This window comes from Vibrio sp. SCSIO 43155, from assembly GCF_023716605.1.
Taxonomy (GTDB): domain Bacteria; phylum Pseudomonadota; class Gammaproteobacteria; order Enterobacterales; family Vibrionaceae; genus Vibrio; species Vibrio harveyi.
Genome location: NZ_CP071852.1, coordinates 1,198,140 through 1,222,442, shown reverse-complemented (window position 1 = coordinate 1,222,442; position 24,303 = coordinate 1,198,140). Strand labels below are relative to the sequence as shown.

Genomic DNA, 24,303 nt, shown 5'->3' with positions numbered 1-24,303 from the left:
CTTAAATCGCTCGTAGGATTTCTTGTAAAATACTGTGGTACTTCTGAACAAACTTGTTCATAGCTTCAACGGTAGAGTTGTATTGAGAACTGGTGTCGTTCAGCTCAGTGGTTTTGATTTGCACTTCATCGTTAAGCAACTTGGATTTATCACTGACAGAACTAGAGAAATCAGACAATTTTTTGGATTTCTCGCCATTTTGATAATTCTCATCTTTTGCATCAATTCCCTCATACTTCAAAAACATACGGTGCGTAACCGATAGTACGTCTTCAGTTGAAGGTTTAATTCCACCGGAAGGGTCTCGGAATTCTGGTTTGATGTATTTCTCAACATTTTCTTTAGTAAAAACAAATTGAGAAATTGATCCAAATTGAAACTTGACGACACTATTCAGATCAACGTTGTCTCTGCTTATTGCATCAAAATCGATATATCGTCGATCTAAAAACACATCCTTGCCTGGTCCAGGTTGCTCCAAACCTCTACTGCTACGAAAAACGTCACTTAGATGTTTAAACTCAGGTGACTTCTGAAATTCCTCTGGAGTACTGTAGTTAAAACTGGTGTGGTCAAATTTATAACTTTCAGGGTTATAACCTTCACCGTAAGTACCGCTTCCACTTTGCTTGATATGTATCTGAGACTGTACTTCACCAAAGATTTTTAGCCTTGCTGTATAAGACTGAAGTTCCTCTTTTTGCTGATCTCGTTTTTCAAGTCGGTTAACGCGACGCTCGTTTAAGGCAAACAGCACACGCTCATCAAAGCGATCACCAATGCTGGATTCAATCACAGACAGTAAATCGCGAGCAGTCAGAGAGTGTTCCGCTTTAACATCAGCGTGCTCTTTCCCGTCAGCTCCTGTGGTTATCTTCTTTTCTTCTTCTGAGATTTTGCTCAAGCGCGTATTTAACTTGCTAAGGTTCTCCATCATTTTTTGATGACGCGTAATGAAATCAGTACCAATGTCTTTTCTGGCAACAATCTTCTCAAATAGCAGGTTTATGTCTCGTGCAGTATTTTGTTTGATTAGATCAACCTGATCTTGCGTCGCTTGGTATTTCTGTACCTTATGGAGGTTACCGTAAAAAGTATCGACTTGCTTGTTCACAAGGCTTACCGCAATGCTAGAAAACAAACTCGAAAGTGTTATCGCATTTGGGGAGTTCTTGAGGTTTGCTACCACGGCATTAAGCACGTTTTGCAGTTGACCAACCTGTCCTGCCCCGTATTCGTTTTCGTACTGACCTTTCACTTGTTTTGCTAGGTCATTTAATGCACCGGTAAGCTCTTGCTTGGACATACCTGGAATCCAAGCAATCTTATCTGCCAAAGCCTTAGCATCACTGTTACTTAACGTGATGCCTACGCTGTCCAAAGAAGTAACCAGTTGAGCTGTAACCGCTGCACTAAAGCTTTCTTGCGTTAGCAAGTAGTCCGAGTTCTTGAGCCCGTTGATATCTACCGAGCCTAGATTACGAAAGGCATTGCGCAAAAATGAAATCGCACTATCACGGACTTCGCTAGAGCTCATTTGCTGCGCAAGAGCGTCTACAAATTTGCTGATCTCTGCTGTCGCGGCTGTAAGCGCGCTCGCATCTAGGGCTGCAATTTGCTGCGCTTGGGTGCTTTGGCTGCCTAAACGAAACTCATTGATAAAATCTGTTGGAAGCGAGCTGTCGACCGTATCTTTTAATTGCTTATCGAACCAAGACTGGAATTGATGCGCGAGCGTGTTGTTTACGCCAGTCACTACGTCTTGAGGCGCAATCTGACCATTCACCGCTTGGTGTTGCAGTGACTGCATCCAATGCGCAGCAGTCTCAGCGGCAGCAGTCCCCGTAAAGGCGGCTTGCTTTTCTAGCAGCGTGCGTAATGAATCTGCATATAGGTCCAAACTTTCTTGTTCGGTGCGCCCAACTACCATTGGTAATTGGCGAATCAAAGACTCTAATTGAGCTGCATCGGAATCGCCTAGAATTGGAGAAAGGGTCTCTACCAAACGCTGCTGGAAAGAGGCTTGAGAGTCACGATTCGTTGCTGTATTTAGAACTCCAGATACAGAGTTCATGGTTGTCATATCCGTCATTTAGAAACCTCTAGATCACCATGCCACGCATCATTGTTGGTCGCTTGCGCCTAGAGCCTTTGGTACTCGTGGCTTGCACTTGATGCTGTTGTTGTCTGCGGCGTTGTACTTCTTCAAGCAGTTCATGCTCTGCTTGTTTCATCAATTGGGGCGAAGCATTTAACCCATCGAGCAGAATATTGCCTGCTACTGGACCAACGCCTAATCCTTCAAGTAATTCATTGAAGACATCAGTTCTATCTTCCGCATTACGGATAGCAAGTTCTGATTTTTCAATGGTTTCGGTAAAGGGTTGCTTCATCTTGATACCTATCTTAAAGCGAAGCATCTCTTGGATGCTGTCAGTAACAGTCGAGAGTTTTTACTTTTTTCTCTTTTTAAGTGGGCGGTAATCACTGAGGCGCAAGAAGTACCAATCTTCTTGTTCATCGTGGCTCGCCCCACAAGCTCTTAAATAGAACTGCGCTAATCTTTGGCTACTCATATTGCTGCCTCGCAATACGTCAACGTTGCCGCGAATGCTCCAATCAAGTGGGTACAACCGGATCGCGTGTTCTGCGAGCAAAAACAGTGCAGAGAAAGGATTGCTCAAACCTTGATTAGGGCTTATTCTTCGCAGCAGTACGATGATGATTTCACCTTCTTCTACTCGGAATACCAGTTCCATACCGTCGCACTCGTATCGTTGCCCGAGCAAGATGGTGCTTTTCTGCCAAAAGTAAGGCGTCACTTCGATTCCTGACGCCATTAAAGACTGAGCGAGTTCACACGCCATTACATTCCTACCCTTCCCAGCGGTTGAATATTGATTTGCTGCGTCAGTTCTTGGAACGACAACACTGGCAGTTCGTAGTATTCAGATTCAATCAATTTACGTACGTAACGACGCACATCCATCGACACCACCAGCACAGGTTTATTTGGCATGCGGCTCAAATCACCGATGGTTTGCTTAACGTCGCTGACAAACTGTTGAGTCACAGAAGGGTCAAGCGCTAAGTAGCTGCCCGCTGAAGTCTGGCGAATACCGTTACGGATCGTATCTTCCAAGCTCTGATCCAACAGATACGCAGGCAGCATGTTTTGACCGCTGGCATACTTGTAACAGATGTAGCGTTTCAAGCTGGAACGGATGTATTCCGTCAGTTGAACCACGTCTTTCTCTTTTTGTCCCCACTCAACCATTGCTTCTAAGATCACACGTAAGTTACGAATAGAAATATCTTCAGAAACGAGGCGTTGCAGGATTTCCGTCATCTTTTGTAGAGGCACAATACGTTGCGCTTCTTTCACTAATTCGGAGTAGCTGCCTTCCATTTGTTCAAGCAAGTAACGGGTCTCTTGAATACCGATAAAGTCTTGCGCGTACTCTTTCAGTACGTGAGACAGGTGGTAAGTCAGAATGCGGTCGGGAGTCAAAAAGCCCACATGGCTGTTTTGCAGTTTTTCTCGGTGACTGTGGTCAACCCAAATACTCGAAATGCCCGGCAGAAAGTCGTCATCGCTTTCGTAAGGCACACCCAGTAAATCGATCTGCTCATTGCCCTCTGTCACCAGCAATTTTTCGCTTTCAATTCGACCGCGAGCAACTGGTACTTCTTGCAATTGAATCAGGTATTCACCATTGCTCATCCCTTCATTAAATCGCAAGTGAATGCCCGGGAATGGCACACCTAGATCGAGGTACAGCGCGCGTCTGACTCGTGCGAGTTCATCATTTAATGCCACAGCTTCTAGGCTCTCTTGTAAGCGAGAATCCAAGTCGATGAGCAGCGGTACTGTCATCGCAAACTCTTCTTGTTCACCCAATTTGCCTTTGCTGTTGCGAGAAGGGGTTGGTTTATTCGGTTTGGCAGCTGGCGAGCCCGCCCCTTGAGCGACAAAACTAGGTAGGTCAGAACTGTCAGATTCGCTTTGCTTTCTCTGTTGATAGAACAAGAAGAAACCACCACCGCCTACAACAACGGCAAGCACAAGGAAAGTGATTTTCGGGAAGCCTGGAATGAGTGCAAACAGCACCAATAGGACACCACCAATCAATAAAGCTCTTGGTTGCGCGGTAACCTGACCACCGATATCTGAACCTAGGTCAGAGGAATCTTCATTTGAAACACGTGTAACGATAATACCGGCCGTAATAGCGATAAACAGAGCCGGAATCTGCGATACCAGGCCATCACCGACGGTCAAAATAGCAAACAGTTCAAGCGCTTCAGACGCTGACATGCCCTTTTGAGTCACACCAATGGTCACACCGCCCAGAATGTTCACCACGATGATCACCAGACCGGCAATGGAGTCCCCTTTTACGAACTTCATTGCACCGTCCATCGAACCGTACATTTGGCTTTCTTTTTCGATCAATGAACGACGATGACGCGCCTCATGAACGTCGATCACCCCAGCACGCATATCGCCGTCGATACTCATTTGCTTACCCGGCATCGCATCAAGGGAGAATCGAGCACTGACTTCCGCAACCCTTTCAGAACCTTTGGTGATCACCATAAACTGAACGATGGTGATGATCAGGAACACCACGATACCCACGACCAAGTTACCGCCAACTACGAAGTTACCGAAGGTATAAACGATCTGACCGGCGTCGCCTTGCAGAAGGATAAGTCGCGTTGTCGTAATAGAAAGTGACAAGCGAAACAGCGTTGTAATCAAAAGAACCGCCGGGAATGCAGAGAATTCCAGCGGTGAGGTAATGTAGATAGCAAGCATCAAAAGGACGACCGCTATACTCATGTTGGTACCGATTAGTACATCCACCAATGCCGTCGGTAAAGGCAAAATCATCATAAAGACGATCGCCAATAGCATCACGGCGAGCATGATGTCTTTGCGTTGTCCAACTTTGTTTAGAATATCGATCAACTTATTCATTTGATTCACTATTTAGAGATTTCAGATAACGTCGATGAGCACGGCGTGCCCCCTCAACATCATTTTGTTTCCAGCGCGCTTGGCTGAGACAAAACCATAAGCCCGCTTTATTTGAGTTGTTTGCTTCCAATAAGCTTTCGCACAGCTCGATTGAACGTGTGTAACGACCAGAATTCAGGCATGCCACCGCCAGTGTTTGGCGAGCTTCTTGATGCTCTGGTTCGATTTCCAACAACGCATCCAGCAACGTGATCGCCTGTTCGGGCTTTTGATATTGAACTTGGAGTGCTGCGTGGATAAGCAATAGCTCCACATCTTTTGTTTGCAACATGGGGCTTAAACCTGAATCAGTAGATTCAACGCCATGGTGAGATAACGTTGGTCTAATTGCGTGTTTTGCAGCGTTTCCACCGCTTGGGAAAGCGCATGGGAACCGTTTTGCTGTGCCAATTCCTGAAGTCGCTGCTGAGTCGTATCAAACTGCTGACGATACTTGTCTGGGCGAAGTAGCTCTGAATGGGTAAGCTTTGGCTTGGCGAGCGACATCAAGTACTGCTCAGATGGGCGAAGCTCATACAGTTTCTCTAAGTGCGTCGCGATGGCTTGACCATCAGGCAACAGTTGAAAGCGTTGTGGGAAATCGTTTTCAACTTGCTCAAGAGAGACATGAGTAAAGCCTTCAATACCAACGTTTAACGTACTAATTCTACTCATGAATTCGCCACATCATTGTGTAAGCGAACCAAGAGCGCGAATGCTTGTTCGATGGTTGGCAATGTCACTTCATCACCTTCAATTTGCGCAGAGAAAACCAGCGTCTGTTCATCGAGCAAGCCAGTTTTAATGGTAAATGGCCAACCTTGCCCTGCATGGCAAAAGCTCAGTGCCTTCTTGATCGGCTCATTAGATTGATGCCACGGCAGCGCTTTCGCCAACATAAGAAACAAACAGTCCTGATGCTTCTCAAGGTGCAAAGTACCGCTCTGTTCAAAGCTCAACTGAACACGTCCTGCTGACGAGAAATCCACAGCGTCAAGCCCCATTCCTCGGCAAAAATCATCCACTGACGCATCAATCCAATTCATCGTCCCACATTTCCTCTTCTTCTAAATCAATCGCTTCATCAAGCGCTTTTTGCACGGCTTGTATTAGGTTTTGTCGCTGTTCTTCATCGTTAAACACATCAATTGGGATATGCCGAACCAGTTTATGCAGCTCTCTGAAAAAGCTAATTTTTCGCTCGGTGGATTCCAATTCCATGGCATTCGCTAAGTTCCAGATCTCTTCACTGCCCACCCAGCGCTGCTCAACCAAAGCAATGACATCTGACATCAAATCAGTAACTTGATAAGCCATGGCTTGCCTGCTGAGGTTTAAACATCTGATAGAGATTGCCAACTTGGTCTTGAAGGGTGTTCAGCGTTTTAAGCTTTTGCATATCTGACATCAAAAGCTGCAACTTAACTGAGTCGATATTGCTACCTTGAACGCTTAAATCAGCACTCATGCCTTGCAACATAAAGTCGACCGCCGTAGACACCTCTTTTTCACCAAAGCGCTCAACCACATCCTTGTATGCTGAGCCTAAACCTTGGTAGCTATGTACGGTGTCGCGATAGAAACCACGCAGTTGGTGCAAACTGCTGAAGCCTTGTTCTTGGCTGTATTCGTCAGCAAAACTGGATACGCGAATTTCAGTATCAATTTGAGACCACGAATCTGGGTTTTGTTCAAAGTTCAGAAGGGCTTGGTCGATCAGCGCCAGTAGGTTCTTACTTTCTGGGTTAGCGCCAAGAAACTTTTTGACCGCTTTTAATGCAAGGTACTGGTGGCTTTTCTCTTCAGAAAAACCATTAAGGTACGCTTGTAACTGGGCAATTGTTGATAAGTTGCCACTTGCCATTTTGGCAGCAAGGTCTTTGATCTTTTGGTTCTTCTCAAGATCAGGCACTTTTCTTAGGTAATCAGAAACCAACTCGTGGGCTTCATTAACGCGAATACCGCCATCTTTCACTTTGCGTTTGGTCAGATCTTTTTCCGCTTTTTCTGAGCCTAATGACGTCAGCTCTTCCATCGCGTCAAACAGTGATTGAGTAGCATTGTGTACACGGACAGTTTCGCCTCGATAGTTGCCACCAATTGACTCCCCAGAACGTGAAGACTCAAGACCGCTTCGAATTGGCGTGTCAAACTTGTTACCCGTTGTAATTTGATTATTGATAATACTCATTCACTTGCACTCCTTTCGTACAATATGAGCGAATTATAAGAATTGCATTTGCAACGGGCTGTCAAAATCAGACGTGTTTTTTTAGGGCGTTTTAAGTTTTCTAAAAACTCCCGACCAATAGTCACTATAAATACTGCACCATCCTTTTTATTCTCTCAGCATCAGTTATTGCGCATGTTTTCCTAAATTGAACGACTTCTCATACATCACCGAAACCCAACAATCTGCAATCAAACAGACACGTTTGATCCAAATCCGCGGTCGAGTTACTCAAGTTACCGGCACCATCATCAAAGCCGTGGTGCCAGGTGTACGTGTCGGTGAACTTTGTGAGTTGCGTAATCCGGATCAAACCTTGTCACTACTAGCGGAAGTGGTTGGCTTTCAACAACATCACGCGTTACTCACCCCACTTGGCAACATGTTTGGTATTTCCTCCAATACCGAAGTAAGCCCGCTTGGGAAGATGCACGAAGTGGGTGTTGGCGATCACCTGTTAGGGAAGATTCTGGATGGTCTGGGTCGTCCGTTTGATGGCACCCAAAGCAAAGAGCCGAGTGCTTGGTATCCGGTTTACAGAGACGCGCCGCCGCCGATGCAGAGAAAACTGATCGAGAAACCTATTTCCATGGGGGTTCGTTCGATAGACGGATTGCTCACCTGTGGCGAAGGGCAAAGGATGGGTATTTTTGCGGCAGCGGGCGGTGGTAAAAGTACCCTACTCGCAAAACTTATTCGTTCTGCCGATGTTGATGTAACGGTCCTCGCCCTTATCGGTGAGAGGGGGCGTGAGGTAAGAGAATTTATCGAGCACGACCTTGGTGAAGAAGGCATGGCAAGGTCAGTATTGGTTGTTGCGACCTCCGACAGACCAGCAATGGAACGTGCCAAAGCAGCGTTTGTCGCGACCTCTATCGCGGAGTACTTCCGAGACCAAGGTAAACGTGTCTTGCTGCTTATGGATTCAGTGACGCGCTTTGCCCGAGCTCAGCGTGAGATTGGCTTGGCTGCTGGTGAACCACCAACACGACGAGGCTATCCACCTTCTGTTTTCGCTGCACTACCAAAACTGATGGAACGTGCGGGTCAATCAGACAAAGGTTCCATTACCGCGCTGTATACCGTACTTGTAGAAGGTGACGATATGACAGAGCCAGTTGCCGATGAGACCCGCTCGATACTGGATGGTCACATCATTCTTTCTCGCAAACTGGCAGCGATGAACCACTACCCAGCTATCGATGTACTTCGCTCCGCGAGCCGTGTGATGAACCAAATCGTGGACAAAACTCATCAAGCGTCGGCAGCTCATATGCGTGAAATGTTGGCGAAATATGAAGAAGTGGAACTGCTGATCAAAATTGGTGAATACCAACATGGTGCTGACAGCCGCGCGGATATGGCGATTGCACAAGGTGATGATATCCGAGCATTTTTGCGCCAAGGCACACACGAACCAAGTGAACTCGACGAAACCGTGACTCAGTTACGAGGACTGGCGGGCTTATGATCGAGCAGTTACTAGAGATAAAAAAGATTCGAGCTGATCGAGCAGACAGTGCCGTTCAGCAGCAAGAGTATCGAGTCAATAGTGCGCTTTCTTTATTGCGAAAAGCCGAGCAGTCCGTGGTCGATTATCACCAATGGCGAAAAGAGGAAGAAGAGCGACGGTTTGCCAAAGCGAAGCAGAAAACGGTGGTACTAAAAGAGCTTGAAATATTACGCCAAGAAATCGCGCTATTAAGGGAGAGAGAAGCAGATTTAAAACAACGTGCCGCAGAGGCAAAAAAAGCATTAGAACAAGAAAACCAACGGCTTAAAGAAAGAAAACAAGAAGCCCTTGCCGCTCATAAAACAAAAGAAAAATTCATTCAGCTAAACGAACAAGAAATTGCTGAACAAATGCGTCAAGTGCAGTACCAAGAAGAGCTCGAACAGGAAGAGTTTCGTAGCGTCGTTGTTTCATAGAAGGTAAAGATGCGAGTCAAACACGATCACCCAAACACAACAGAATTCTCACAACAAGGTCAACAGAGTCCAGCAAGCAACATCTCTGAAGAACTTGAGTCTCGCTTTAACAACGCTCTTAAGCCAATGCCGTCAGAAGCGGAGCATAGTCAAGAGACAACTCGTTTGTACAAAGCGGCATTGAGTTTAGATAAGTTCGAGCCCCTGAAGCCTAAAGCTCAGCCTGAGCAAGAAAGAGCCAAAGACCAAGCTTCTTCTGAAAAAACGGACAAAGCTGGCAATACAAACGGTGCTGACAGTTCAGACAGTGCGAAACATGCTGCTAAAGCCAATCTTTCTCCGTTAGAAAAAGACTCTACGCTAGGCACAAATCATCAAGCTTCAAAAAACGCTTCGAACAGCGATGCTGTAGAACAGCCAAAGACCGCGACAGAAGCGGAATCAGATATCACAAAACCCGTTAAGCCTAACTCGTTAGTCGAGCAAGCTATTGGCGATAAAGAACGCATAAAGCATGAGAACAGCTTGCACAATACAGGGATAACAGAGCGCCCAAGTAAGGACAAATCTCCTGCCGAAAACAACGATAAAGACGCTGCTCAATCTCTATCTGAAAAAGCGCCTCTGAGTAATATGGCAGGTAAACATGCACAGCAGCAAGAGGAAATCATTGTGAAAAACCAATCCGTCGGTTCCTCAGCAACAAAAGAAAAAACGACTCGTGATAACCAAGCTGATTCAGCAGGCTCAACCGCATCTCTTGATGGTCTGTATCACGATCCTAAAGCCATTATTGGCAGTTTCCAAAAAGACTTGAATAGTCAACCAACGCCAATCCAGCTTGATGGCAAAGCTGCTACCGCCGTGCAAAACGTATTAAATGGTCAGCGACAAAAGCCAGATACGACAACAAAAGAAGCAGGCACTTTAAGTAACGCGCAAACTAATGCAGAAGCGAAAGCTGCGTTGTCAGCGTTTGAAGAGAAGCTAAAACACTCGAAGCACATTGATTTACATCATTCGACGCCTGAAGCCGACACCAAACTGTTCTCGGCGTCGAATATAAGCCAGCCGACCACCCAAGGTGATGTGATCCTCAAGAGTATGGAGGCACAAGCACCACAAAGTTCGGCAAGAGATGTGAACGAGCTGATCAGCAAGTTGGTTGACAAGATCTATGTGTCTTTGCCAAGTGCGAACGAGAAGGAAGTCCGACTGCTTCTCAATGAAGGTCAGTTAAAAGGTGGCGAGATCTCGATTAAACATGACAGTTCTGGTTACAGCGTCCTGATCAAGCAAGAGCATGCCCTGTCACTGATCAATCAAAACGCTAAACAAGAATTGGTTGAGCGCTTGCAACGCTTGGGTATCGACCAACCAATTCGAATCTCGGTCAGCGAACAAATGAACCAACAACAAGATCAACAACGCTCGCGACAACAACGCAGTATTTATGATGAATGGAAACCTGAGGACGAACGATGATACTTGATTTTCCCAAGGTCGACGCATCGAGCATCGCACTAAGCAACCAACTGTGTGCGAAGCAATGTCACTTTCAAGATAGCCAGAGCAACAGCCTGTCGGTCACGCTTGGACAAAAGCCTGAATTTTCGGGCTACCGTTTAACGCTACTCATTGGCGGACAAACGATTCAAATCGATTTTTGTGGTGCGCAGCTACAACAGTGGCTACATGGCATGCTTGACTCAACGGCATTTGAATCGCTGCCAAACTCATTGCAAATGGCGCTACTCAGCAGTCAGATTGAGCCCTACACCGATGTCATTAAGCGTCTGTTTGGGCAACTGCCAGTGTTGAGTAAATTGCAAGCTCATGAACAGCAAGCTCAGCAAGAGAATGTGTTGATGCTTACCATCAACCGTGATGAAGCCTCTCTTAGCCTATGGGTAAATGAAGGTCGAGATGTGCTGATTGACGCCTTGCCACAAGCACCGTCTTACCTAAGCCAAAACATTGCGCTGCCGTTCTGGCTGAGCTTTGGCAAAACACGTTTAGCACTCGGTCAATTTGAACAATTGGAACTGGGCGATGTGGTGTTCTTCGATGATTGCTACATCGCACAACATCAAGTGCTCTTTCAGGTATCCAATCAAAACCTTTGGCGATGCCAACTCGACGAAACCACACTCCATATCCTAGAAAAAGAAACCAATATGAACGATATCAATAGATCTGAAGCACTTACCGATCACCAGCAACTGCCAATTGAACTCACGTTTGATGTTGGTCAGCAGACCATTACTTTAGAGCAACTTAACACTCTGCAACCTGGTTTTACCTTTGAACTTAACCAACCAATTTCTAACCCAGTGACAATGCGAGCAAATGGCAAAATCATTGGTGAGTGCGAATTGGTGAACATCAATGAACGCCTAGGTGTGCGTGTACTTGAACTGTTTGGCGGTAGTCAGGAGCCAGCATGATCCAGTTACCTGATGAACTGAACCTCATCGTTACACTCGCCCTACTTGCTTTGATTCCTTTCATTGCAATGATGGCGACTTCTTTCGTTAAGTTGGCTGTGGTGTTTTCCCTATTGCGAAACGCACTGGGTGTACAACAAATACCACCTAACATGGCGCTCTATGGATTGGCGATCATTCTGTCGATCTTCATCATGGCACCAGTGGGTTTTGAAACCTATGACTACGTGACGCAGCATGAAATATCCCTAGAAGATTCCGAGAGTATCGAAGGACTGATTGAGAGCGGATTGCAACCGTATCGCGAGTTTTTGAAGAAGCACATTCGTGAAACCGAATCGGTATTTTTCACCGATGCGGCAAGAACATTGTGGCCACAAAAGTACGTCGATCGTTTGGAATCAGACAGCTTATTGTTGTTGCTCCCCGCCTTTACGGTAAGCGAGTTGACTAGGGCGTTTGAGATTGGTTTCTTGTTGTACCTACCTTTCATCGCAATCGACCTGATCGTGTCCAACATCCTATTGGCAATGGGCATGATGATGGTATCGCCGATGACGATCTCGCTACCGTTCAAACTGCTGCTGTTTGTATTGCTAGACGGTTGGACCAAGCTGACTCATGGCTTAGTACTCAGTTACGGATAGTAAGGAGAGAAGCATGAATCCGGCTGAAATAATCCACTTTACCACTCAAGCTTTGACGCTTGTTCTGTTCTTGTCGTTGCCACCGATTGTCGTTGCGGCGCTGGTTGGTACTTTGGTCTCGCTCATTCAGGCGTTAACTCAAGTACAGGAACAGACGTTGGGTTTTGTCGTTAAACTGATCGCCGTCATCATTACCTTGTTCGTCACCACACAGTGGCTAGGCGCAGAACTGCATGCCTTTGCAACATTAGCTTTGGATAAAATCCCGCAAATACGATGAGTTACGATGATTTGCACCAAGCGTTGTTCCTATACAGCTTAACGCTTCCTAGGTTAATGGCTTGCTTTATATTTCTGCCCATCTTAAACAAGCAAACTCTTGGCGGCACCATGGTGAGAAATGGTGTCTTGTGCTCCCTTGCGTTGTTTATTTTTCCGATGATTAACCAGCAGGATTTGCCCACAGAAACGGATGGGATCTGGTTGATGATCATCTTGGGCAAAGAGGTACTGTTAGGTCTGCTGATTGGCTTTGTTGCGGCGATCCCTTTTTGGGCAATCGAGGCGGCAGGCTTTCTCGTGGATAACCAACGAGGCGCAGCAATGGCGAGTATGTTCAACCCTACCCTCGGCTCACAATCGACGCCAACCGCAGTACTGTTGACTCAAACTCTAATCACCTTGTTCTTCTCGGGCGGTGGCTTTGTCGCTTTTATTTACGCGCTATTTAACAGCTACGCTTCATGGCCCGTCATCAGCTTTTTCCCGTCCGTAACGGAAGAGTGGGTACACTTTTTCTATGCCCAGTTCGAACAATTAATGTGGCTTGGGGTATTGATGTCTGCGCCTTTAGTATTGGCGATGTTCCTTGCCGAATTTGGTCTGGCATTGATCAGCCGTTTTGCACCACAGCTGAACGTTTTCTTCTTGGCAATGCCAATCAAAAGTGCCATCGCCAGTGTGTTGTTGATTGTGTACCTGGCGTTGATGATGAATCACTTTCAAGCACTTTTCTCTGAAATTGTACTGTTCAGAGAGCAGCTCAATACCATTTGGTGATCGCATAAGAACACAGTGGAGAGAGGCGAATAGGTGACTGTTCACTAGCTTCCGTCTCTCCGATGATTAAAACGCTTTTAGATTGAACTAAATTTAACTACGAAAGATAAACAGGCCCAGTAATGAGCGGAGAAAAAACAGAACTCCCCACCCCGAAAAAACTCCGGGATGCCCGTCAAAAAGGGCAAGTTGCAAAGAGTCAGGAAATCGTTTCATCGGCGTTGATTCTGGCTTTGATCACCGTGCTATTTGCGTTTGCCGATTACTATATGTCGCATATCTCCGCCCTGCTTTTATTGCCAAGTGAGCTGGCGTATCAGGGCTTTCAAGATGCTCTTCTCGATGTAGCAATCGCCATTGCCAAAGAAATGGTTTATCTGCTCGCGCCGATCATCTTAGTCGCCGCTCTCATTGCCATCATGGCGAACATGGGTCAGTTCGGCTTTCTGTTTAGTGGCGAATCTGTCAAACCAGATATCAAGAAGATCAACCCTGTCGAAGGGGCTAAGCGAATTTTCTCGTTAAAGAGCATTATTGAGTTTATTAAGTCGATCCTTAAAGTTTCGCTGCTTTCATGCATTATTTGGGTAACGTTAAAAGGTAACTTAAACACTTTACTGCAAATTCCTACCTGTGGATTAGAGTGTGTACCGACCATCACTGGCGTGCTAATCAAACAATTAATGATCATTTCGGCAGTTGGTTTTATTGTGATTGCTGCTGCCGACTTTGCTTACCAAAAGTTTGACCACACCAAACAATTGAAGATGACCAAGGATGAAGTGAAGCGCGAATACAAAGAGATGGAAGGCAGTCCAGAAATCAAAAGTAAGCGTCGTCAGTTGCACCAAGAGCTGCAAGCCTCCAACCAAAGAGATAACGTTAAACGCTCGAATGTTTTGGTAACAAACCCAACGCACATTGCCATTGGTTTGTACTACAAGAAAGGCGAAACACCTCTACCTGTAATTACCCTGAAAGAGACCGATGCGATGGCGAAACGCATGATTGCAATAGCCAAAGAAGAAGGGATTCCTGTCATGCAGAAAGTGCCACTCGCACGTGCGTTATATTCGGATGGCCAGCTAAACCAATACATACCTGGCGATCTTATTGAAGCCACCGCAGAGATCTTACGTTGGGTTGCGTCTTTGGAGCAATCTGAAGAGCAATAAATAAGAAACAAGAAGAAAGAAGCAAGTTTTGTCTTTACAACAGCAAGCCTTGGCCACGGTTGTTTTGACTTTTTTCATTAGACGGTTTTTCATCAAAAACAAAAGGGAGCATCTGCTCCCTTTTGTGTTTTCTTGTTCGCTAGGATTTCACTGCGGACTTTGGTTTAAAGCCAAATCAGTTAAATCCAACCTTCTGCTAAGTACATCAAACGTAGTTGGCTTGGCGAACCTAGCTTTTCCAGCGCCGAAAGTTGCCCATCATCAAGGTTCGGGCTTTTATCCAAGTACACGCGTCCATTCGCTGCATCAAGAGGCAGTTTGTAGGTCAAAGTCTTATTGATGTCCTGCGCCTTACCTTGATCAATGGCTCGGACGGCTGGCATCAACCAGTCCCAATCTTCATTGAGCAGTTTCTTAAACGCACCATTCGCCACCGATTCAGTTTGACTTGGAGCATCTTCCACACTCAGTTTAAGTATAGGGTCGACATCTGGTACTAAATGCTCACTAGCATCTGAGCCCAACATCTTCTTAAGCGTCAAACGCGCAGCTTCCATTTCTTGCGCTTCTTTTGGTGCTTGAGGCGATGTCATAGACTTGTCTTCCTTTGGACCTAAGTACGCCATTAAAGCGCGCACTGATGCTGCATCTTGCATGCTGAAGGTAAAGTCACCCTTGCTGTTAGACACTTCAATACGTGGTAACACGCCAGACATCGGCTCTTGACGAAGTTGATCTTGAACTTCGTTGTTCAAGCCGTAAGAGCCAGCTTGACCAGCAACAAAACCAGAGCCACTGATTAAGCCCGATGCTGCCACACTGCCTAGTGCTTCTTTTGCAACAGGAAGTACACCTGCGGTACCTACGGAGGTAACACCAAATGCTCCAAGGCTACCTGTTGCCATACCTAACGTGGCACCAATCGCGCCTTCTGCCGACAGAGTTGCGTGCCCATGTGCAAGCGCTTGCTGCATTGGCAGTGCCAACCTTTGGTCACGTCCGGGTAACTGGGCAATTTGATCCAATTGGTGGTGGTATGCCTCTGCATCACCATTGACGGCGGCTTTATGCAATTCACGCCCAGTGGCAACCAACAAGCCAACACCCGGTAGCGCCAAGTTAATCGCTGCGTTGACACCAGTCCCTTTAATCTTCTCTTTCGCCATCTCAAGTAACTCAGCACCAAAGCCATCCATCTTTCCTGGGTATTGGTTTTCGATGCTGACTTGTAAACGTGGGTCTTTGCTGATCGAATCGAACGTGCCTTTTAGATTTTCATAAGCGCTTCCGTCAACCTTTACTTCTTCCAATAGGCTGACGACTTCAAGGATCTTACGCTCAGTCAAAGGCTCGCCGCGATAACCTGATGGGCTAACAAGAGAGAACGCCAACAATGCCGTTTCTGGTTTTTCTTCTTTTAACAGCGCCTGTTTTAAATCTAAGTGAGTCTTAATGTTTTCTTGGAAGTACTTTTGATATTTCGAGCGCAGCACGTTTTCACTCACCGCTGCGAATTTTTGCCCTTTATGGAAGGTCGATGGCTCTTTGACTTCACCGCGCTTACTGATAACGCGATCATCTTTTTGTGCCGCGACAGAACGGAATTGATCCAAGCTCGGAACGGGGCTTTGACTGATTTTGCTGGTTGGACTTACCATGGGAGAACTCCTTAAACTCGAAGCGTCTGAACGTGAGATTGTTCTTGATTGATAAATTGGGTTGGGTCTTGGTCTAGCATCGCAAATCGAGCCTGCCAGAGTTGCGTTTGCTCATTGAGGGCATGGAACCAAGTTGATAGGCTCGCTGCGTTTAAATGCTCAATTGGCTTTCGACCCGCAAGAACCAACTGCCGAGCATTGGGTGCAAGTGAAAGCGTTAAGCTCCCATCCGCAATACCGAAATAATTAGCATGGGCGAGAAGTTCGAGACCTTTCAGTCTCAGTTCACCGCTTTTTTCGAGCCCACCAAAAGCCACCGATAAAATAAGATCGTTTTGTTCTGTCGCACTAAAGTAAATAACGTAACGATCATCAACCAATAACTGGCAACGATTTTCTTCAGAAAAAGAAAGTGGTGGTAGCTCGTTTATTTCGCAAAACTCTTTCAATAGAACTTGTAATGTATTCATCGTTTATTCCTTCTGTTTCACTATTGCTAGTAAACAACGAATGGCATAATTACGATGTCGAAAATGGCTTTTATTTTGTTAGTTTCACGATACTGTCGTGATTTGCACCACAAAAAATGAGAAATAAACAATGAGTAATTTTTAGTTTAATAAATGAAAAAAGAGCAGCGAAATGCTGCTCTTTGAAGAGATTAAATATTAACAACCGATTATGAAATCTTTAATTTAGCTTATGGCTATCAAAAATAACTTCAGACGGTGGGAACATATTAGAAACAGGTGGATGAGCAATATCACCAAACATTCTTGCGCCAAAAGCTGATGCTGCCCAAGGGTCTACAATCTTCACATCTTTATTCCATGTACTTGGGTCTTTGATATCACTACCATCTTGTCGACCAACCAGAACATACAAGTGCGTTCCTGAGTGTCCTTTCTTGAATGCCACTACTTCAACCTTGGTGTTTTGATCCATTTCACCTTGCATTCCTTGAATCATTTCAGAGGCGGCGGCAAAGGCAAACGTCGTACAGCAACCGGCTTTAGCATCTTGAACAGATTTCGCGATGTTTTGCAGTGTGCCCATTTGAGGGCTATTGCCTCTTTGCGCTGCGACTTGAACCATGTTTGCCGACATGGTTGCTTTTTTATCTTGTTGAACTCTCGCTGGGTTGGCGTAGAACCCCTCTAATCTTGGTTTCGCTTTCGATTGATAGAACTCAGATCGCTTGTCACCGAACGTATTAAGGTCAGTACAGGCAAAATCACCCAGCTTTTGCAGTGCGCCTTGGTGCTTTCTGATCAGGGCATCTGTAGGGTCTGTTTTACCCGTACTGGATGGCTTTGAAGTGCTTGAAACACTCGGCCAGTTCTCTCGCGGTCCTGTCGATAGTCGCTCTAAATCTTTAAGGTTTCCAAGAGTCAGCTTATTCTCACCATTAAGTACGTTTTGCATCATGGCTTTTGCGACGTCTTTCGGCAGACCTTGCTTAACCAATAAACCCACTACAATCGCTTTCGCTTTGTTTTGGTGATTGATACGAGCGCTTACACTTGTGTTTTTCGGTGCACCTTCTTTAACGAAGATATCCTTGCCACCATGAGCTCGAACTTCTTTGTCATCTGATTGATTTTGCGTAGATAGGTGTGCAGTCAGCTCGCTGAGCGAGTGCATATGTGATGTATTGATATTTACCATGACCCTAACCTTTAAACAGAGATGAAAGAATGCAGCTTTTCGTGTTGTTCAGCCGACTGATGCTGAGTCGTTAGATATTGATTCCACAACTGGCAAAGCTCCATAAGCTGAGTAATCATGGTCGAAACTCGACTCACTTCTGACGTCATTGGCATGCTTACTTGCATGTGTACTTCTTGGTTTTCTGGGTTTATGCAGAACTGCACGCCACCTGATTCGCGGTATAAGAAGTTATATTCTAAAAGTGTCTGCAGTTTTTTAAGCTCAAATGCTTCTTCACCTTGGCAAACCTTGATTGAAAATAACAGTTCTTCTCTCTCATCCAAGCTTTGAACTTCAACTTCTTTGCCTGCAGACATATATACAGCCCACATTTGATTATCATATGCCGTCACTCGATCAATATCGAGCGTGTTACCAAGTTCAATTAGTAAGGTATTCACCTTATCCATACTCACCTACTATCCTGATATTTAATATTGATGTATTAATTTAACAACCAGATATAAAATCTCGAATTTAAAATACATCTATCACATCATTTTTGTTTTATTTTTTATTACTATGGTTAACTTTATTAAACTAACCATTACTGCAAAAACCAAATTAAGTATTCTTGAGCAAACGTTCCGCTCTTATGAGGCAATAGTAAAGCCTTTAAAGATGAACAGATTGTCAGTTGATGGGAGTATTGTGCTCAATAACAGCGACAAAATATGCCAGATATGGTCGGCTTTTTTTCGTTTTAAGCCGTTTATAGAAAGGTATACCCAAGAAACCTCAAGGCGCTAGGTTCAGCGAGAATGACTTGGGTATATGGTGAGAATCAAAGAATCTCACCATATACCCAGCTTTACTCTTTCAATCTCAAGCAAGTTACAGCTGCTGAGATACTTCAAGTTGAATGGATTTCGTTAATTAGATGAGGACTTAGCTAAACAAAGCCACCAGAATACATCGGTTTAAAGGCTTCTGTTGCCGCTTTATCCGCATTCGCCACACTGACGTTTGGTGCACTGGATTCTCGGCTCAAAACCACAACTTTGGTTTGCTCTTCCATGTTCGAGCTATTTTTCTTGATATGATCAATCAAGTCAGCAAGCTCCGCCTCTCCTTTTGGATCGCTTTTACCACTCAAACCCGCTTTTTCCATCTCTGGCGTCGTCACACGTATGGTCACATGAGGTTGGCGGCGACCCATCGCAACTTCTGCATCGTGTATTCGCTTTTTCATCATAGTATTGGCTGAAGACGGGTAACCTTTCTCGAGATGTAAGGTGTAGCTTTGTTCAACAGTAAAAGACGTCCCCGCAGGAACCAAGATTTCTCTCTCACCTTCAGCTTTGCTGATAGGTTCAATATTCATCCCGATGTCTGGCGTAGGGTTGATGACTAAAAGCGCACCTTTCGCCATATAACTTTGTGCCACGTCTGGAGCACGCGTTGTACTCATGAATCCAGGAAACTGAAAACCGGTTCCTTTCTCTAACGCCGCATCGGCGACACTAGTGTGACAGCCATGCCAGACTTTACCGGAGTATCGCTCAAACATTGGAGAGTCTAGCGCAGCCTGCAACATATCCACGGTCTGACGATACTCTTTTTTCGCCTGCGCTCGCTCAGCAGAACTGGTGTATTGGTTACGTTTTAGGAACGATTGAAGACGAATCTCCATTTCACTCTCGTTCTTTGGCGGAGCAAAGTCGCCGTAGCCTGGGTTGATAATATTCGCGCCATTCCCTGTGTAGAATCGAGTCGTCGCCAGCAGCATCACGTTAATCAACGTCGCTTGGTTATTCGCATCATCACCAATGGCTTCTAATACGGCTTGTTGGCGTTCAGCTGGCGTAGCTTTGCTACTCACGACATCTTGCAAAAAGGCCAACGCATCTTGGTGATCAGGTTTGTTTTTTAGCACCAACTGAGCATCAAGCATGTTTGACTTATCTACCGTACGAAAAGTATCCCACACATCATTACGGTCGCCGTAACGAAAAACATTACTCAGCGATCCTTCCTGTGAAGATTCCGCCAACAAAGACGCAGCATTGCTGAGAAGCTGTTGGTATTGCTCAGGAGACTGACGCTCTAACCAATTGCCTAACGCTTCCGCTTTAACACCGTCAATGAATGGCTGTCCTGACGGTGTTCGCTCAGGCAATTCCGGCATGGTTCTCTGCTCGGTATTGTATAACTTCAAGTCGTTCATATTTTGTGCAGCGTAGAGAATTTTCTCAGAAGCCAGACCAAAGGTATCGTCCGCCTCTTGATGACTCTGAGCAGCCTGCGCCAGTGCGTCAAGATATTCACTCCCGGCATATTGTGATGGGTAGCCTTTCCCTTGAGTCACAGAATGGTCGAACTCCTCAACACTCATTTTCACCGGTTCAATCGCAGGTAAATGAATTTCTTGCCCATTTAGCGTGATTGTCTTGGCTTCCATTCCGGGTAAGTCGATGTCTTGGCTCACTAGCCCCTCGTAAGCACCAAGCCAATTGCCCGTCTCGCGCGCTTGCCACGCCATCATGCCATCACTGTCTACCGTCGCAGCGCCGTGGTCGTTGTGCTCCATCGCATAAGCATCCAGTGCTCCCATGATCTCTGTAAAACTGTGATCACGTGGCTGAATCATCCACCCCAATAGCAAGGCTCGAAATGCTTGCGCTTCAGAAGCGGGCATTTTGAGAAGGCGTGCCACTTCGTACATAAAAGAGGTGGTACTAGATGGTCCAGCAAACATAGGTAATTTCTTATCCATGTTCTGTTGGCGCCAGTTGACTGAAGTTGGCTCATCCTGACCAATCGTGGTTAAGGTTTTATCATTGATAACGAAACCACCATAGCCGGACTCATGCTCTGAACGCTCTTTTAAAGCAACGGCGTCGTTGTGATAAGCCGCAGGCTTCATGGCCTCCTGCATTCCTTGAAACTTGAATCCGGTCCCTTTATGAGGGTCGCCGTTTTGACGACTGCCGATAAAGTCATTGCCGGTTTTGTTGCCAAGCGCTTCACTTGTATTCCAATCGGCATACTTAAGCCATGCCCAACCGTGGGGCTGGGTTGTGGTCGGAGTCGAGATCTCAGGTTTTGCCCCTGCACCGTGTGAGTGGAAAATGTTCAGCCTTTGATTCGCTTCTTTAGCATTCAGCAATGGCTGATTCACGGCATCGCCCATCATCTTAAGTCGCGAAGGATCACGAAATACCCTCAAATGACTATAAGCTAATGTAGTCAGTACCCGAGCATTGGCTTTAGGGTCATTGAGTACGCTGTTGAGTTGCTCTGCCCACTTAGTGTCGTCGTCACTCCAGCCGTCCAGAAAACCGATACCTGCGTCTTCATTTGTCTTTGCTACTGGCACTGAAGGATCTTTCGCTTGAGCGATCGCTACGTTTTCTAAGATTCGACGCAAAAACGATTGAGACATGTACTCAACTGCAGGGTTCTGCAGCAGGTCATTGCCCAAATGGTTAAACTCAAATGCTTGGTTGGCTTCTGCAATCTTCTCCACCGACTGAGCAACTATCTGGTTTTTCACCGCGTCAGAGGTTGTTGGAAACTGCGCATTCACCTTATCTCGGACCAAATTTTCAATGCTGCCTTCATACTGTGCAGCACGCATGATGGCATGGTTAAACTCCTCCACAGCCTGACGCAATGGCGGCATTGAGACAGGTTGCGTGTTCAGCGGCGGCTGATTACCAACTAGGGAAACGGAGACCGATGGGGTCTGACTTAAAGAGGTATTAACCGCTCTTGGTGTCTGTTGCGAGGACAGTAAAGCCGCGGTACTTGTCGCCCCGTCTGTGCGAATCGTCGTTTGCATCGATCACCCCGCAGTGGATTCAGTGATCGCATCAAACAAGGCACTGCGTAAACTGAGCGCATTTTGCCAAAAGACATTGAGGTCACTATTCACCACGGAGTCATCCGGCAGTGAAAAATTGAGTACAACAGTAGCGTTGTCTGCCGCTAACGAGAACGACGCAATGCCGACGACATCAGGGTGAGAATTAAGCGCCAGCAGTTTGGAAGGCGATATGCCCCCTTCTGGCTGTTTGGCTGGTGACAAAGGGAACATGACCACCATGCGATTTTCATAATTGAAAATCGTGGCGTAATGCATACCATCTTCGCCAACCAAGTTACATTGACCATTCAAAAGCTGCCATTGCCCACCAGATAAGTCGGATAGCCAGTTGTTTATGATTTCTTCTTTGTTCATTGCGAGGACCCCTTTTCGTATTGAATAATCAAAACGATAAGCGCAAGGGCATTCGCCATATATCACTTTTGGTCAGAAGTTTTTAGGGCGGCTTTTATCAGTTAGCGCTCGCCGCTTTCATTTGCATGCTAGTGAGAGAAAATTGATACTGAATCTAGAAATAGCCAGCCACTGAAAACAAAAAAGCCCAGCATCGCTGAGCTTTCAAGTTTCAAAGATAGGCGTTATGAAAGTACCTGTTGGCGCTCGCTGAACTGCTTGGTAATCGCTTGTTTGAGCGCTTGCAACTGTCCGTCGATACTGGCATCAATGATGCCGACTTCCGTTTCCAAGATACATCCGCCATTTTTGAGTCGCGCATCGGCGATCACTTCAACATAACCAACTTCAGGGAAGTCACTGAGTATTGAAGAAACCTTTTCTCGAACCTCAGTCACTTGCTCTGGATGCACATGCAAGATCACTTGTTTTTGGTTGCTAACCAGTTGAAGCGCTTCTCTTACGACACTTGCAGTTGTATCCACATCATCAAAGCTGCTGATGATCTTTCTGACTGCATCCAGTACTACACCTGTCATTTTCTGTTCGACCTGCAAGTAGTATTCATTACATCTTGCTAGCGTCGCCATCATGGTTTCCGCGTTCTCGATCTTCGCTTGATCGATACCATCTTGATAACCACGTTGTCTTTCTAACTCATAGGCTTCGTCGGCTTTAGCAACAATGCTCTCGGCTTTGGAATGTGCTGCTTCAACCAAATGTTGCGAATCTAAGTAACTCACATAATCTTTTGCTTTGAGAATTTTTAGACCCGGAGCCAACTGTAAGTTGTCGGTTTTTATTTCAACAAATGAAACCATTGAGGAATTACCTGTTTTGCGATTTTCTTTATAAGTCGATAAGCAAGATCTCGATGCGTTTCATCCAACCAATCTGCATTGAGTGTGGTTTGAGTGAGTGAACGTTCGAGTTTGAACTGCCATCTTTGCACGAGCTCAGAGGGCGATTTTGCCAATAGGAATCTTATCCATAGATAGCCGAGCTCACGGGCAGTCTTTTCAAAGCTGGCTTCATCTAAAGTCGGCGGCAACGATTTTTGCCAACCGCTTGGCCAGTTTGAAATCATCATTGGTCCTTGCTGAATAAGAAAGCGGGTTTCATCGACACCAAAAACATGATTGAGACACTGTTTAGGCTGTTTCAATACGACTTGGCGCATCGATTCGCAATACATTGCTCCGCCAATCATCAACAACAATCTGTTGGTCGCTTCGGCTGGCAACAGTGCCAAACTGTTAAATGGATGATTAAAGACATGGTCAGTAATCGACGATAGCTGCCACTCTTCAATACACCACTGATTTATCGTCGCTTGCTCCCTCCAGCCTTGGAGTCGTAACAACCAAGGCTGTTTTTCGCTTACCCAGCTCTCATCAATATAGCTGCAAGGACAATAGTTAAACTGATGCTGAATCTGAGAAACCGGCGTATCAGAATTAACCACGTTTTGCATTCCTGCGGCACCATGCAAACGTCGCCGCGTTAGAACCAATGACGATTAGCACTAAGAATACGAGGATTGCAATCAAATGGCTTGCCGTGTCTTTGGTTACTTGAATCGACAAAATACTTTCAAATTGGTTGCCCTGAGCCGTCACTCGAACTTCTGAAGATGGCACCATAACCACGCTAATACGATCGTAATTCAGCCCTTCGATACTGTTGTTCACCAACAGCTTGATTTGAGGGACGTAAGAATCCAGAGCGACATCCGCTGCGTGTTTGATAAACACAGATGCCGATGCTGGCGTCGGACGCTCACCTGGACGAAGGTTTTGATCTTCAAGTACAACGTGAACGCGAGCCACTAGCACACCATCAATTTGTGACAAGGTTGAAGACAGCTCTTGCGATTTCGCGTAGATAAGTCTCGCTCTTTCAGCAAGCGGAGACGAGATCAGGTCGTCTTTCGGGAACACTTCTTTCAGTGTTGAAAATTGCTCTCTCGGATAACCTTTACGTTTCAGTGCATCAACCGCAAACGCAATCTGGGCGTTATCGACCATCAATTTAACGGTGTTGTCTTTATCCGGCTCTTTCGTTGCCACTACGCCCTCAGAAAGCAGAATAGACAGCATTTCATTGCCTTCTTTCTGGCTTACTCCAGTGTATAGCTCCGTCTGACAACCGACTAAAAATAAAACGAGTAACATGCACGCGGCACGCATTGTCTTCATCATGA

26 protein-coding genes are annotated in these 24,303 nt (G+C 45.8%); 8 read left to right on the top strand and 18 right to left on the bottom strand.

Annotation, left to right across the window (positions count from 1 at the left end):
- Position 1: 1 nt before the first annotated feature.
- From J4N44_RS05670 to sctW, 9 genes are read right to left on the bottom strand one after another with little or no spacing between them, the layout of a single operon-like run.
- A complete protein-coding gene (locus tag J4N44_RS05670) occupies positions 2-2,092 on the bottom strand; it encodes a virulence-associated V antigen (RefSeq protein ID WP_252044933.1) in 2,091 nt (696 codons plus the stop codon).
- A gap of 10 nt (positions 2,093-2,102) precedes the next feature.
- Positions 2,103-2,393, bottom strand: a complete 291-nt coding sequence (locus J4N44_RS05665; protein WP_005441819.1) for an LcrG family type III secretion system chaperone — start codon at positions 2,391-2,393, stop codon at positions 2,103-2,105.
- 60 nt (positions 2,394-2,453) lie between these two features.
- A complete protein-coding gene (locus J4N44_RS05660) occupies positions 2,454-2,867 on the bottom strand; it encodes an LcrR family type III secretion system chaperone (RefSeq protein ID WP_005441817.1) in 414 nt (137 codons plus the stop codon).
- Positions 2,867-4,993: a SctV family type III secretion system export apparatus subunit VcrD gene (vcrD, locus tag J4N44_RS05655; RefSeq protein WP_102970155.1), complete on the bottom strand. Its 2,127-nt coding sequence runs from the start codon at positions 4,991-4,993 to the stop codon at positions 2,867-2,869. Before vcrD ends, J4N44_RS05660 begins: the two co-directional genes overlap by 1 nt.
- Positions 4,977-5,315 (bottom strand): type III secretion system chaperone VscY, encoded by a 339-nt coding sequence (gene vscY, locus J4N44_RS05650; RefSeq protein WP_005441813.1) that lies wholly within the window; start codon positions 5,313-5,315, stop codon positions 4,977-4,979. The genes vcrD and vscY overlap by 17 nt, the downstream gene beginning before the upstream one ends.
- Before the next feature lie 5 nt (positions 5,316-5,320).
- A complete protein-coding gene (gene vscX, locus J4N44_RS05645; RefSeq protein WP_005441811.1) occupies positions 5,321-5,698 on the bottom strand; it encodes a type III secretion system protein VscX in 378 nt (125 codons plus the stop codon).
- The gene (gene sycN, locus J4N44_RS05640) at positions 5,695-6,069 is read right to left on the bottom strand and encodes a type III secretion chaperone SycN (protein WP_005441809.1); all 375 of its coding nucleotides are present in this window, start codon (positions 6,067-6,069) and stop codon (positions 5,695-5,697) included. The genes vscX and sycN overlap by 4 nt, the downstream gene beginning before the upstream one ends.
- Positions 6,056-6,340, bottom strand: coding sequence for a TyeA family type III secretion system gatekeeper subunit (locus J4N44_RS05635; RefSeq protein WP_005441806.1), 285 nt, complete (start codon positions 6,338-6,340; stop codon positions 6,056-6,058). Before J4N44_RS05635 ends, sycN begins: the two co-directional genes overlap by 14 nt.
- Positions 6,321-7,214: a type III secretion system gatekeeper subunit SctW gene (gene sctW / locus J4N44_RS05630; protein WP_005441804.1), complete on the bottom strand. Its 894-nt coding sequence runs from the start codon at positions 7,212-7,214 to the stop codon at positions 6,321-6,323. Before sctW ends, J4N44_RS05635 begins: the two co-directional genes overlap by 20 nt.
- A 187-nt stretch (positions 7,215-7,401) precedes the next feature.
- Here sctW and vscN point away from each other — a divergent pair, with 187 nt between their 5' ends.
- The 8 genes from vscN to sctU all read left to right on the top strand — a co-directional run bounded on the left by vscN (position 7,402) and on the right by sctU (position 14,510).
- The gene (gene vscN, locus J4N44_RS05625) at positions 7,402-8,724 is read left to right on the top strand and encodes a SctN family type III secretion system ATPase VscN (protein ID WP_017188262.1); all 1,323 of its coding nucleotides are present in this window, start codon (positions 7,402-7,404) and stop codon (positions 8,722-8,724) included.
- Positions 8,721-9,182, top strand: a complete 462-nt coding sequence (locus J4N44_RS05620; protein WP_005441793.1) for a type III secretion protein — start codon at positions 8,721-8,723, stop codon at positions 9,180-9,182. The genes vscN and J4N44_RS05620 overlap by 4 nt, the downstream gene beginning before the upstream one ends.
- A gap of 9 nt (positions 9,183-9,191) precedes the next feature.
- Positions 9,192-10,667, top strand: a complete 1,476-nt coding sequence (locus J4N44_RS05615) for a type III secretion system needle length determinant (RefSeq protein WP_252044932.1) — start codon at positions 9,192-9,194, stop codon at positions 10,665-10,667.
- Complete coding sequence (gene sctQ / locus J4N44_RS05610) at positions 10,664-11,629, top strand: type III secretion system cytoplasmic ring protein SctQ (protein WP_252044931.1); 966 nt, start codon at positions 10,664-10,666, stop codon at positions 11,627-11,629. Before J4N44_RS05615 ends, sctQ begins: the two co-directional genes overlap by 4 nt.
- A complete protein-coding gene (vscR, locus tag J4N44_RS05605) occupies positions 11,626-12,276 on the top strand; it encodes a SctR family type III secretion system export apparatus subunit VscR (RefSeq protein WP_005426130.1) in 651 nt (216 codons plus the stop codon). Before sctQ ends, vscR begins: the two co-directional genes overlap by 4 nt.
- 13 nt (positions 12,277-12,289) lie before the next feature.
- A complete protein-coding gene (gene vscS / locus J4N44_RS05600; protein WP_005441784.1) occupies positions 12,290-12,556 on the top strand; it encodes a SctS family type III secretion system export apparatus subunit VscS in 267 nt (88 codons plus the stop codon).
- Complete coding sequence (gene sctT, locus J4N44_RS05595) at positions 12,553-13,335, top strand: type III secretion system export apparatus subunit SctT (protein ID WP_045488063.1); 783 nt, start codon at positions 12,553-12,555, stop codon at positions 13,333-13,335. The genes vscS and sctT overlap by 4 nt, the downstream gene beginning before the upstream one ends.
- 122 nt (positions 13,336-13,457) lie before the next feature.
- Positions 13,458-14,510 carry a type III secretion system export apparatus subunit SctU gene (sctU, locus tag J4N44_RS05590; protein ID WP_005450246.1) on the top strand — a complete coding sequence of 351 codons (1,053 nt, stop codon included), beginning with the start codon at positions 13,458-13,460 and terminating at the stop codon, positions 14,508-14,510.
- A 179-nt stretch (positions 14,511-14,689) separates the two neighbouring features.
- Here the strand turns inward: sctU and J4N44_RS05585 are convergent, their stop codons facing one another.
- The 9 genes from J4N44_RS05585 to sctJ form a co-directional block, all read right to left on the bottom strand.
- Positions 14,690-16,168: a single stranded DNA-binding domain-containing protein gene (locus J4N44_RS05585; RefSeq protein WP_045488059.1), complete on the bottom strand. Its 1,479-nt coding sequence runs from the start codon at positions 16,166-16,168 to the stop codon at positions 14,690-14,692.
- An 11-nt stretch (positions 16,169-16,179) separates the two neighbouring features.
- Positions 16,180-16,638, bottom strand: coding sequence for a CesT family type III secretion system chaperone (locus tag J4N44_RS05580; RefSeq protein WP_252044930.1), 459 nt, complete (start codon positions 16,636-16,638; stop codon positions 16,180-16,182).
- A gap of 220 nt (positions 16,639-16,858) precedes the next feature.
- The gene (locus tag J4N44_RS05575) at positions 16,859-17,836 is read right to left on the bottom strand and encodes a hypothetical protein (protein ID WP_252044929.1); all 978 of its coding nucleotides are present in this window, start codon (positions 17,834-17,836) and stop codon (positions 16,859-16,861) included.
- Positions 17,837-17,847: 11 nt separating this feature from the next.
- A complete protein-coding gene (locus tag J4N44_RS05570) occupies positions 17,848-18,288 on the bottom strand; it encodes a type III secretion system chaperone (protein WP_005450259.1) in 441 nt (146 codons plus the stop codon).
- A 482-nt stretch (positions 18,289-18,770) separates the two neighbouring features.
- Entirely contained in the window at positions 18,771-21,662 is a 2,892-nt protein-coding gene (locus J4N44_RS05565) for an ADP-ribosyltransferase (protein ID WP_222325723.1), read from the bottom strand.
- A 3-nt stretch (positions 21,663-21,665) separates the two neighbouring features.
- A complete protein-coding gene (locus J4N44_RS05560) occupies positions 21,666-22,061 on the bottom strand; it encodes a hypothetical protein (RefSeq protein WP_005450263.1) in 396 nt (131 codons plus the stop codon).
- 224 nt (positions 22,062-22,285) lie between these two features.
- Positions 22,286-22,921, bottom strand: a complete 636-nt coding sequence (locus J4N44_RS05555; protein WP_017819085.1) for an HrpE/YscL family type III secretion apparatus protein — start codon at positions 22,919-22,921, stop codon at positions 22,286-22,288.
- Positions 22,900-23,565 carry a SctK family type III secretion system sorting platform protein VscK gene (gene vscK / locus J4N44_RS05550; RefSeq protein WP_009698262.1) on the bottom strand — a complete coding sequence of 222 codons (666 nt, stop codon included), beginning with the start codon at positions 23,563-23,565 and terminating at the stop codon, positions 22,900-22,902. The genes J4N44_RS05555 and vscK overlap by 22 nt, the downstream gene beginning before the upstream one ends.
- Positions 23,558-24,301 carry a type III secretion system inner membrane ring lipoprotein SctJ gene (gene sctJ / locus J4N44_RS05545; protein ID WP_252044928.1) on the bottom strand — a complete coding sequence of 248 codons (744 nt, stop codon included), beginning with the start codon at positions 24,299-24,301 and terminating at the stop codon, positions 23,558-23,560. Before sctJ ends, vscK begins: the two co-directional genes overlap by 8 nt.
- Between the last annotated feature and the right edge of the window lie 2 nt (positions 24,302-24,303).